Origin of the sequence: Butyricimonas synergistica DSM 23225, from assembly GCF_000379665.1 — a bacterium.
Taxonomy (GTDB): Bacteria; Bacteroidota; Bacteroidia; order Bacteroidales; family Marinifilaceae; genus Butyricimonas; species Butyricimonas synergistica.
In genome coordinates this window covers 696,898-708,927 of sequence record NZ_KB903360.1, presented here as the reverse complement: position 1 = coordinate 708,927, position 12,030 = coordinate 696,898, and the positions used below count along the sequence as shown (strand labels likewise).

Genomic DNA, 12,030 nt, shown 5'->3' with positions numbered 1-12,030 from the left:
ATGCTCTCTTTATGTCATCGTGTACTTAATTTATTCAACATCTCATTTATCTTCACCTTATATTTTAATACAAAACATCCCGAAGTTGCTATTTCCGATTATATTTTGAACCGGAAATTCATTATCTTTGCATCCTAAATCTAAAAAATCGTAGATGAAGAACATTAGGAATTTCTGTATTATCGCGCATATTGACCACGGCAAGAGTACTCTTGCCGACCGTTTGCTGGAAACGACGGGTACCGTCGTGGGGAAAGACCTGCAAGCACAGGTGCTTGACGACATGGACTTGGAACGGGAGCGGGGGATTACCATCAAGAGCCACGCGATACAGATGGATTACAATTATAACGGCGAAAAATACGTACTGAACTTAATTGATACCCCGGGACACGTGGACTTCTCGTACGAGGTTTCACGTTCGATCGCCGCCTGCGAGGGAGCCCTTCTGATCGTGGATGCCACGCAAGGAATACAAGCCCAGACGATCTCGAACCTTTACTTGGCTATCGATAATAACCTGGAGATTATTCCTGTCCTCAATAAAATGGATATGCCGAACGCCATGCCCGAAGAGGTAAAAGACCAAATTGAAGAATTGATCGGTTGCGACCGAGAAGATATCATCGAGGCGAGCGGGAAAACGGGCTTAGGGGTCGACAAGATACTTGAAGCCGTGGTTGAACGGATTCCAGCCCCGACAGGTGATCCGGATGCACCTCTGCAAGCTTTGGTCTTTGACTCGGAATTTAACTCTTTCCGGGGAATTATCACCTATTGCCGCATCATGAACGGCAGCCTCAAAAAAGGCGATAAAGTAAAATTCGTCAGCACGGGCAAAGAGTATGATGCCGACGAAATCGGGGTACTACGATTGGAACAAGAGCCTCGCAACGAATTGCGTACCGGGGACGTGGGATATATTATCTCGGGAATCAAAACTTCTTCCGAAGTGAAGGTCGGTGATACCATCACCCAAATCAGCCGTCCATGCGAAGCCGCCATAGAGGGATTCAAAGAGGTGAAACCCATGGTCTTTGCCGGAATTTACCCCATTGATTCCGAAGACTACGAGGACTTACGCGCTTCCATTGAGAAATTGCAATTGAACGATGCCTCGTTGACCTTCGAACCGGAATCCTCCGCAGCCCTAGGTTTCGGGTTCCGTTGCGGATTCCTGGGAATGCTGCACATGGAAATCGTGCAGGAACGCCTCGACCGCGAGTTCGACATGAACGTCATCACCACGGTTCCCAACGTAATGTACATCGCCCACACCACGAAAGGCGAATCTTTCGAGATGCATAACCCCTCGGATATGCCGTCGCCCACCGTGCTGGATTATATCGAGGAACCTTACATCAAGGCGCAAATCATCACTCCCACAGACTATATCGGACTGATTATGACACTCTGTCTCGGGAAACGAGGGGTACTGATAAAACAACATTACCTGACAGGAAACCGGATCGAGTTGAATTACGAGATGCCTCTTGCCGAGATCGTTTTCGACTTTTACGATAAATTGAAAAGCATCACGAAAGGGTACGCCTCTTTCGACTATTTCCAGATCGGCTACCGCCGGGCAAACCTCGTGAAACTGGATATTCTGCTCAACGGCGAATCGGTAGACGCCTTGTCCGCCCTCATCCATTTCGACAACGCCTACTCCTTCGGGAAGCGCATTTGCGAGAAATTGAAAGAACTGATCCCCCGCCAGCAATTCGACATCGCTATACAGGCAGCCATCGGGGCGAAGATCATCTCCCGCGAAACCATCAAGGCGGTTCGTAAAGATGTGACGGCAAAATGTTACGGAGGTGATATTTCCCGTAAACGTAAATTGTTGGAAAAACAGAAAAAGGGTAAGAAGCGAATGAAACAAATCGGTAATGTTGAGGTTCCGCAGAAAGCATTCCTTGCCGTACTGAAACTGGATTAAAGAAAATGGGAGCTGTGTTGCGACACAGCTCCTATTTTTTCAACCATCTTTTTAACATTCCGATAGCCCGAGATTTCGTGTTATACACGGTGCGAATACTCATACGCAACCTATCGGCAATCTCTTCTGCTTCGTACCCGTTTAAATAGAGCCGCATCACCTTCCCCCCGGGATCAGGCATTCGCTCGACATATTCCAACAGAAAAGCTCCCAGCTCACTTTCCACTACATCTTCCGAAAAACCGCCATCCAATTCTACTACATTTTTGTACCTCCGTTCCACATCAAGATGGCTGATATAATTCTTGAATCCGTTTTTGAGCGCAACAAACAAAAACGCCTTGATTTTCAAGAAACTGTCAAACGTAATATCCGCCCGCTCCCAAAGATTACAAAACACATCCTGCACCACATCTTCCGGTTCTACCGAAGTACCCGCATAAAGACGCCTCGCGTAAACATGAAGTTCCATGAAATATTCTATATACACGGACGCAAAAGCCGACATATCACGTCGATTAAAACGTGCTAGCAAAACCACAAGTTCATCATCATTCCGACGAAACTCCATACACGACACTTTAATATTTTTCTCCTCAAAGTTATAAAAAAATCATAAAGAAAAATGTTTCAAAATAAATACTGCTCAAGAACTAGGTCAACAAACGAATCAAACAAGACGGCGTGCCACTACGGAACCAGTAATCCTGAATGAACATGGAAAAAAACGTTGAGCAAACTAAAAGGATTATAAACATCTACCAACCGTGATCCGAAATGATAAAGGTATGAAAAAACAACTAATAATCTCTCTCTCTCGTTTTCCTTTCCTATCACTCTCTTTTCAAAAACCTTCCCGAAGGTCTTTGAAACGACTTTGAAAGGAGTTTAAAAGGACTTTGTTCCCTAACTACACCGGGAATCCTCCCTATCATAAATCTAAATACTCGTCCTGGCGAATAAACAAGCCGTCTGCCACCAGCGGTGACACGCTCAAAGGTGCTGTTACACCCGATAAATCTGTTTTCATTGGCAATTAAATTATGCCTCATGAAATATTCACCGACGGGCGTAAACAATTTCTAGTAATATAATTAGGGTTCAGATAAAAAAGAAGAGAGAAGCCAAGTATTTAGCCTCTCTCCACCTCCACGTGCACACTAAATAAAAAAGAAAAACTTCCGCCCCGGTTATTTCTTTTTCAACATCACCGCTATTTCCTTTTTCAAGGCATCAGGCGTTAAATTTTTACCCACGATACGGTTCTCCTCGTCCAGCAGGAACGTGCTGGGGATGTTCTTCACGAAGTAGAGGCGGACAACTTCCGAACCCGTGGCGCCTTTCAAGTCGGCACCGTGTTTCCACGCCATGCCGTCCTCGCCGATAGCCTTCTTCCACGCCGATTCGTTCTCGTCCAGCGAGACGCTGAAGATCTCGAACCCTTTCGAGTGATATTTATTGTAAAGTTTCAACAACTCCACGTTGTTCTCCCGGCACACGGTGTTGTCCGACGACCAGAAATGCAGGAGTTTCACCTTGCCCTTGATCCCATGGAGGGAAATTGTATCGCCCTCCCAACGTTTCACCGTGAAATCCGGGGCGATCTCCCCGGTTGCCACCGTCTTCTGTTGGGAGAGGGAGAGCATCACTAGTTGCCCGTAGAACGTAGCCTTTGCCGGGAATCCGAGCAAATCATAACGGGCTTTTAAATCCTCGTAATCGAGCTGGTCGATAACTGATGCCACGATGTACGACGCCACGAAATGATTGCCATGTTCTTTAATCCACGCCAGTTCCTGCTGGCGTCCTTCCTCCGCTAATTTGTCACACTGTTTCTGGATGGTTTTCATCATCTCCTGGTTCTTCATCCGCATGGCAAGTTGGAACTCCGTCTGAAAACTTGCCTGTCCCGCGGCGATGGATTGTATCAATTGGAGGTAATTGTTATACAATTGCTGTGCCTCGCCACCCGTGATGGAAAGTTTTCCTTCCACAGCCTTCACTTGAATCAATGTGTTTTCCAGCATCACGGGAATCGTCACTTGCCCGTCAGCAGTCTTGAGCAACGCCACGCAACCATCCTCCACTTTTCCCTCGAAAGTGAAGGCTCCACCTTTCAAATTTGTAGTTCCGAGAGTTCTCACACCCTCCGTAGTCGGGAGTACCAAGTAAAGCTCCCCGTCGGCAAGCCCCGGGATGTGCCCTTCAACCCTGTAACCTTCTTGGGCAAAACCTGTCCAAGAAATTAAAAATATAACTAAAAATAAAAAGTATGCTTTCATCATTAAAACTTTATTTTGTTAACGGAAATTCATCTACCATAAACCCTACCCCCACTTCTTTCAAGAACACGCTATCCCGGATCATCTCATTCCGATCAATAAGCCACAGTAACTTACCGTGTAATCTATTAATAAGATTTTGAGCTTCCTCTTTCGTTTTTATTATTCCCATTTGATCAAAATCTATCAATTCTACACCTACAAGGGAATCTTTATGCAATTTCTTTATTCTGCTATTTTTTTTCAAATGATCCATTCGAATAAATGAAATTTCACATTCTTTTTTTTCCGCAAGTAATGTATAAAATGTAAAATAAACTTCACCATTTTTATTAGGAATGACTTGGACTCTTTTAAACACTCTTTTTGCTAAAGTTGTATCTTCACTAGATGTCAGTATAATAAAAATTTCGTTATCCTTCAATTCTACTGAATCCCGTTCACAAAGATATTCACGGTCTATAAATTCACAACATTCCTTACCCATCACATTAATCCATCCTAAAAAAAACAAAAAAAGGTATGCTTTCATAAACTAGTGATTTGATTTTTTCTCTCGTTCCTTTTGTATCGCTTTTTCTCTAAATCTTATTTGCCAAAAAGGCCTATAGGTAACTCTCCAGTAATTAAAATTTTCCGACATAACGATGCCATACTTATTCATGTCCGTTTTTACTTTTACCAAGCGATTGTAAGTTTCCCGCAACAATTCATCAGAAGGAACATATTCCGTCTGGCTATTATAAACAAAAGAAACCGTAATGATATTCCCTTCCCGGTCTAAATAAAAAATAAAAGAAAAACTCAATAACCGCGAATACTCCTCGAATGATAATTTCTCAAGCGCTTTCAAATTTTCTTTCTCGATATTCATTTTTAATGAATCGGGAAGATTCCCCGCAATGATTTCTTTGGCTATCATTTCGCCAATGGAATCATTTATCGCCTCCGCTTTTCGGGAATCAAGCAATTCATCCATATTCGTTACTCTGCAAAGAGTTGTTAAACTGGAATATATTCTTTTAAACTCTTGTGCTTGCAAACACATGAACAAACTACAAAACACGGACAATAATAATATTTTTTTCATATTTCACTTTCTTTTAATGGCCAAAACGTTGATATCAAATAAGGGGAAAAATACTTATTATATTGTAATGTTTCTCCCTTCCATTCTTCTGACAATTCCTTAAATTTATCGTTAAAAAAATCTCCCCAGCCCCAGTTATACAAACAAGCAATAAATATTTTATATTCATCTTCATACCCTTCTCTTTCCAATCCTGATATCCCAAAATAAGAACTAGGTATACAATTCATTTTAACAGCCTCCCAAAGATCTCTAAACACTTTTACTTCAAATTCAATATTTTTGGAAGACCTTGACATCGTACTTGCACCACACAAAACCAATTGTACTGCATGTAAAATTTCCTCCTCAACAGATTCTTGTGTTATTGAAGCTATATCCCGAAAAGTTATCGTCCAATTACTAGTGTCAAACATAGCCATTCCGCTCAAATACGGATCTATTTTAAATGTAATTATAACACCATTTTCTATTAAAAATTCCAATAATTCATGTCCCAACTGGTCCTCGTACATGAATGATGCCACTTCCAAAAATTTATAATATTCTCCTGTTTTTGATTCAGAAGAATCAAAAATCCTTGAAAAATATTCTTTTATATAAGCAGGGGGATCATAAGGACGATATAAAGCAGATTCTAAAATCTCCTCATCTCCTTCGTGCATATCAAAAACATCTTGACAAGACGAAAAAATACATACAACAAAAGATGTTATTATAAGGCGTATATATTTCATATCCATAATTATTTATTACTATTTCAACATTTCCGCCACTTTCTTTTTCAATTCTTCGCCCCGAAGATTTTTGGCGACGATGCGGTTGTTTTCGTCGAGGAGAATCGTGTGGGGAATGGCTTTCACGAAAAAGAAGCGGGCAACGAGGGATTCTTTCAAACCTTTCAAGTCAGAACCGTGATACCATGTCAAACCGTCCTTTTCGATGGCTTCTTTCCACTTGGCAGCATCCGTGTCCATGGAGACACCAAAGATTTCCAATCCTTTCTTGTGATATTTCTCGTAGAGTTTCACCACGTTTTTGTTTTCATCACGGCACGGTTTACACCAGGATGCCCAAAAATCGATCAATTTCACCTTTCCCTTAACATCGTACAAGGAAATCGGCGTACCTTCCGGAGTATTCACCTTAAAATTGGGAGCGACAGCTCCGACGGCACTTTTCGATTGCAAATCGATAAACATACTGACCATTTCCCCGTAAGTAGAAGCCTTGGCATCGGGGCCCAACAGATCGAACCTTTTTTTTGACTCCTCGTGGGGCAAGCCTTGTTGCACAGTCGTATAAAGGATATAAGCCGCCACGAAATGATTGCCGTTCTCTTTCATCCATTCCAATTCTTTCGCCACAACCTCTTCACGAAGTTTCATGATTTGCTTTTGGAGTATATTCGCTTTCATTTGATCCTGGAGTCCCATGGCTGTTTTATACTCTTCCATCATCTTCTTCAATTCCCGTCCTCTCTCGCTCATCAATTCGGAATATTGATTGTAGACTTGCTGCGCCTCTCCCCCCTCTACAAAAATGCCGGTTACCCCGATATTCACGTTGATGTCCGTGTTTTCCAACATCACCGGTATTGCTCCTTTCTTCCCGGCCATCTCGATCAATCCCACGCACGGAACGTCCACCTGCCCTTCGATCCGAAATTCACAATTTACCATATCACACGTTGCCAAAGTATCTACCCGATCCAAATGTTGTACAAGTAACAGCAATTCGCCATCCGGAGCCCCAAAGGCTTTCCCTGTAATTCGGAATCCGGACTGAGCCCTAGAAGCAATTAAGCCCAAGAAAAAAACGAGTAAAAATAACGTGATTCTTTTCATATTTCTTTCATTTATTGCACGTGCAAAGTAATGGAAGGGGGAATTTCACTCTCCCCTTCCAAAACAGAAGCACACTACCGATTCATCTCAATTAAAAAACAGCTATATCTCCCAGGGAAACATTCGTTACCCCTTCCCCGTTCGCCTGATCGCTCACAACAACTTTAATGTAACGGGCTTGTTTCGGTTCCGGGGCTCGATACAAGGTAGATTCTCCCAAACCATTGCCCAAGGTATTGTTTTGCATATGAGTGAACATTTCCCAGTCATACCCGTTGATCGAAGTTTCAATCTGCACCGTACCCGGAATAAACTCCATCGCATTCGCCAAACCAGCCTGGGTTATCTTTATCCCGTTAACCGTCTGTTCCTCCTGCATATCGATAATAATATCATAGGTCAACAACACCGTGTGAGCCCGGGGCATCCAGAACGTAACTAAAAGATTATCCAAGAGATTACGCAGAGGAAATTGTTCCGTCACATTGCTTCCCTGGGAATGAGAAATTGTCCATCCCGCTGTCGGAAGGTAATTTATATCCCCCGGCAACACGGGGATACCCATCTCATTAATTTGCAACGTGGTCGTTTCCGGGAAATAATGCTTGTGGTAACGATTGATTTTCACCCCTCTTAATTTTTGGGCAATCCCTAGCACGAATTCACTCTTCTCCAACTCGGTCAACACACTACACCACTCGTTGGGATAGACCGAGAGAGCCACCTCGTACAAATAACGATTTTTCCCCAACTCTATTTCCTCCAGGTCAGGGAAGTAGAGTATATCTTCCAAGGTCAGGATGTCGTAATCGAATTGCAGGGATTTCGATGCCAGGAATTCTTTCCCGATCTCGTCCAAGCAATAATGTTCCTTGATCCACCCCCTAAAAGCAGAAGTAAACACCGGGTCGGCAGTCAGGACGTAAGGCTCCAACGGTATTAAATCCAAACACCCTTCCAGTCGTCCTTCCCGGGTAATAAAGATTTCCTCTTCCGTGTTAATGCCTTCCAAAAGGCAATATTTTTCGGCAAACATCTCCTCGGTCAATGGTAATACCTCGGCGTTCCCATCCGTACGGGTATAATTCAACTCGAAATTCACGAAATTCTCAGACCATTTGTCCATGAACAGCACCAAGTTGTTTTCCACGAAAAAATGCTTGATAATCCCCGGGGAAAAACTCCGTACCTCCTCGTGCAAAGAGGTGTAAGGACGGGCAAATTCCGATTTTTTGCTCAATGACAAACGCCCGCCCTCTCCCACGGCGTAAACATCCACTTGATAACTTCCATCCTCCATATTCCGGATATCACAAGAAGTAGTCCCCACTTCCAACACGGTATCACGCACTATATCTCCCGCGGCACATACCACTTTTATACTCTCGATCCCGGGGTCCAAGCTATTTTTCCATTCCACGTGCAAGCGTTCCCACCCGGGAGTTACCTTCACGTCTTTACATCTTCCCACGTAGCGCACCATTCCGTCCCCCGCGTAATCACTATACGTGTCTTCCAAATCCTCGCATCCTGCCAAAGCGAAAACCGCCACCAACATCCATGCAAAATATATTTTCTTTCCCATAAACTACTCTTTTTTTACGTAAACTTCCAATTCACTCAAGATAACAGCCTCATATGTATTCTGGCTTGTAGAAGAAGCATCAGCATACCAAAATGTATCATGCGGCACTATTTTAATATAACGGTACTCTTTCCCGTTCGCAACACAATTGAGATCCGCATAGATCGGTTCCGACCGTTCCAAAACAGCAACCTCTTTAATCGGAGTGCTGCTTTTCGCCGCCCACCCCGGCAACAAAGGAGATTCATAGAAAGAACACAACTGATCCCACCCCTCTTCATCATCCAAATCATTCCCTCCATAGACCTTCAATTCATTAGGGAAACGATCATAAAATTTACTAATCCGAAAATACCAGCCTGTTTCCATTGCTTCCCAAGCATAAGCGGCAAAAATTCGTAATTTAGCAATCATTCGCTCTTCTCCCAAATCCAAAATCCAATATTTTCCCAAGGCGTTAGGTCCTAAACCGAACAGGCAATACTGTCCCTTGGGATTATCCGTACCCCTTCGTAGCACACCCTTCGTGTCCCCATCAAAAAGGTATTTGCTTCCTAACCGATAAGACTCATTCTCCACTACAATGCCACAAGGATCTTCTACTTTTATTCTATCCGAAGGGAATTGCGCAATAGCATAAGCTTCCACGTTCTCCCATACCTGCCGCTTTACCCGATAGCCCCGGAGATCTTCCGTTGTAAGAATGACCGTGTTGGATTCCCGTTCTTGTTGCACGGAAAAACTAAGTGTATTATACCCTTCCATTATCCTCGTAGACTGCAACCAGATCGTGTCCGGTTCATTCGTCAAGGGATTTATCCCCAAGTAAAACACGTGCAACAATCCGGTTGTTTCCGGTGCTTCATAGTTTATTTGAAATCCATTCCAACCAGGCAATACTTTCACAGTCTTGAAGAAAGCCGCAGGCGCAGAATCCTCCGTGTCAAACGCCAACTCCATCTCCCCGGATTCCTCCAATTTATTGTTCAAGAAGGTCAGATATACCGGGACTCCCTGCCGCGCATCATCAAAACCGATCAACTTAAGCGAATCGCTCAAATAGGTTCCGTCCACGGTGAGTGATTCACCCCGGGTCGTCGTGTAACGGGCACGAACCGAAAATATATCTTTATGTCCCTTGAAATCATAATACATAATTGCCCCACCGGGAATCGCTTTAAAAGAAATGTTCTCACGCGATATCATGGAATCAAACCCACTCCCGTCATCGTCAGCACATCCCCAAAGTCCCAGGAACAAAACCAATATCCATATTGTATTCTTCATATTCATATTTTTAATATAATCCGTAAATTTCTCAATATTACCAACCAGGATTTTGCACGACAGAAGATACCATCACTTCTTGCGCCCGGATGGGGAAAAGATAATCACGCGGGGCTACAAATCCCCGTTTAGACCACACCACCACGGGACCATTAAAGTTATTATAGAAACTCTGCGCATCCTCCCCGAGAATGTTCCAACCGTATTGCGGGTCATTCAATTCCAAGTGAGCTGTTTTCCAACGTCGCAAGTTCCAAAAACGTTGCCCCTCGAACGCCAGTTCTATATTGTACTCCCGTTGAATAATCTCCCGCATTCCTTCCTTGGTATCCACCTTTTCCGGAGACTTGGAGAAACTCTTCCACGCTGTCACAACATCGGGGATGCCGGCGCGTTCACGCACCTTATTTAAGGGGATGTATACCTTATCGCTCGGTCCCTCGTACTCGTTCCATGCTTCCGCCTGCATCAGGTAAAGCTCAGCCACCCGCATCACAGGCACGGGATCTTCCCCTTGCGACTTTAACGCCGTGTAATACGTTTTTGACGGCAGGGAGGAATACAAGAATTTCTTCAAGAAATATCCGCTGATGTTTTGCGGGTTATCTCTCTGTATAGAACTATACCCGGTACCAAATTGTTCCCCTCGATGCGCATACACAACATAATTTCTCTTTTTCGTTCCCTCGTCTTTCCCAATGCGCCAATAACAACGGTCTGCCGCAATATTGGCATAAAAACGGGGTTCTCTCCGTAAATGCAGTCCCAACACCATCTCTCCCAAAGGAATCACATCCGTGTATTTCGGGTCTGACTCCTGATTCAACTGGTAGCGCCCGGTATGATCCCACGTGCGATCCTGGTCGATAGGCAACCCGTTCTCCGTGTAATACATTTCGACCATTTTGATGCTGGGAGACAACGTACCTAACGACAATGAATTATGAACATCGGCATAAGTCGCACTATTGAAAGCCGGAAGAATAAATTTAGATAAAAAATCGTCGGCATTCTCACTATAAGTTTGGGCAGTCTTTACCGCAAACAGACACTCCGGGTTATTAAAAGAAAGATTGTGAACCGATTCCTCGATATTCTTCATCGTGTTCAACAATTGCGTCGGCTGGTCATTCGTCCCATCATATAAAAACCGTCCATAGGTATTACACGCATCCACCGCCTCGTCAATCGCCTCTGCCGCAATACGCCATTTCTCCGCATCATAGGTCGTGCTCACTAATGGTTCACCATTTTTTCCCTTGAAATTCATGTAATATTCATTCCCGTTAAAAATCGGAGAAGCAGCCAAAAGCAAAGCCTTTGCCTTCAACATCAATGCCGATTCCTTGCAAAAATATCCTCGCCGGTCAGGATCTTTCTCCGCATCCGGCAATAAATCCACTACCGCCTCATCCACCAGACGCACGATTTCCTGAATACAGGTATCCACATGTACCCGAGGTTGCCGCATCTCTTCCACCGGAGTTTCCATCGAGATATTCTCATCCACGAGAACAATCGACCCATAATGGCGTACCAAATCAAAATAAAGGAAAGCCTTCAATGCTTTGATTTCCGCCGTCCACTGCAATTTCTCGTCCGCCGACATATTATGCGTCCCGCTGATATGATTAATAAACGTATTACAATAGCGAATCCCATTGTAATGTATTCCCTCCCAAATATCCGCATACGGCTCCTGGGACATTTGCAAACCATCTGCAATCAAAAGTCCCACAAACCTTTCATTATTACGCATGTAATTGCCCGTAACATACTCATCCGTACCCAAGAATGCAGGATTTTGAAAGAGCGAAGCCAACGGCAACACGGTCGTATAGGCAGAGAAAAGCCACTTGTTCGCTTTCTCCCGCTTTTCAAAGATTGTTTCGGTACTTTCAATATCCCCCTCCGGCACAACGTCAAGGTAATCGCATCCCCCAAGGAGAAGCAAGAAAGAAATTAAAATTGACTGAAAAGATTTCATATATATTGTT

10 protein-coding genes and 1 pseudogene are annotated in these 12,030 nt (G+C 43.8%); 1 reads left to right on the top strand and 10 read right to left on the bottom strand.

The window, feature by feature from the left end; genetic code table 11:
- Positions 1 to 154: 154 nt before the first annotated feature.
- On the top strand, positions 155 to 1,942 hold the full coding sequence (gene lepA / locus A3CY_RS0111310; protein WP_018338038.1) for a translation elongation factor 4: 1,788 nt from the start codon (positions 155 to 157) through the stop codon (positions 1,940 to 1,942).
- A 31-nt stretch (positions 1,943 to 1,973) separates the two neighbouring features.
- Here lepA and A3CY_RS0111305 read toward each other — a convergent pair whose 3' ends face one another.
- The 10 genes and pseudogenes from A3CY_RS0111305 to A3CY_RS0111265 form a co-directional block, all read right to left on the bottom strand.
- The gene (locus A3CY_RS0111305; protein ID WP_018338037.1) at positions 1,974 to 2,513 is read right to left on the bottom strand and encodes an RNA polymerase sigma factor; all 540 of its coding nucleotides are present in this window, start codon (positions 2,511 to 2,513) and stop codon (positions 1,974 to 1,976) included.
- Between the two features lie 88 nt (positions 2,514 to 2,601).
- Positions 2,602 to 2,725: pseudogene (locus tag A3CY_RS23310) on the bottom strand (AAA family ATPase); the annotation flags it as partial.
- A gap of 407 nt (positions 2,726 to 3,132) precedes the next feature.
- Positions 3,133 to 4,227 carry a TlpA disulfide reductase family protein gene (locus tag A3CY_RS0111300; protein ID WP_018338036.1) on the bottom strand — a complete coding sequence of 365 codons (1,095 nt, stop codon included), beginning with the start codon at positions 4,225 to 4,227 and terminating at the stop codon, positions 3,133 to 3,135.
- A 7-nt stretch (positions 4,228 to 4,234) separates the two neighbouring features.
- Entirely contained in the window at positions 4,235 to 4,756 is a 522-nt protein-coding gene (locus tag A3CY_RS0111295) for a hypothetical protein (protein WP_018338035.1), read from the bottom strand.
- A 3-nt stretch (positions 4,757 to 4,759) separates the two neighbouring features.
- Complete coding sequence (locus A3CY_RS0111290) at positions 4,760 to 5,314, bottom strand: hypothetical protein (protein ID WP_018338034.1); 555 nt, start codon at positions 5,312 to 5,314, stop codon at positions 4,760 to 4,762.
- Positions 5,311 to 6,051: a hypothetical protein gene (locus tag A3CY_RS0111285; RefSeq protein ID WP_155828276.1), complete on the bottom strand. Its 741-nt coding sequence runs from the start codon at positions 6,049 to 6,051 to the stop codon at positions 5,311 to 5,313. Before A3CY_RS0111285 ends, A3CY_RS0111290 begins: the two co-directional genes overlap by 4 nt.
- A gap of 18 nt (positions 6,052 to 6,069) precedes the next feature.
- The gene (locus A3CY_RS0111280) at positions 6,070 to 7,161 is read right to left on the bottom strand and encodes a TlpA disulfide reductase family protein (RefSeq protein WP_018338032.1); all 1,092 of its coding nucleotides are present in this window, start codon (positions 7,159 to 7,161) and stop codon (positions 6,070 to 6,072) included.
- Positions 7,162 to 7,252: 91 nt separating this feature from the next.
- On the bottom strand, positions 7,253 to 8,746 hold the full coding sequence (locus tag A3CY_RS0111275; protein ID WP_018338031.1) for a DUF4998 domain-containing protein: 1,494 nt from the start codon (positions 8,744 to 8,746) through the stop codon (positions 7,253 to 7,255).
- Positions 8,747 to 8,749: 3 nt separating this feature from the next.
- Complete coding sequence (locus A3CY_RS0111270; RefSeq protein ID WP_169503624.1) at positions 8,750 to 10,033, bottom strand: DUF4959 domain-containing protein; 1,284 nt, start codon at positions 10,031 to 10,033, stop codon at positions 8,750 to 8,752.
- Between the two features lie 37 nt (positions 10,034 to 10,070).
- A complete protein-coding gene (locus A3CY_RS0111265) occupies positions 10,071 to 12,020 on the bottom strand; it encodes a RagB/SusD family nutrient uptake outer membrane protein (RefSeq protein WP_018338029.1) in 1,950 nt (649 codons plus the stop codon).
- Between the last annotated feature and the right edge of the window lie 10 nt (positions 12,021 to 12,030).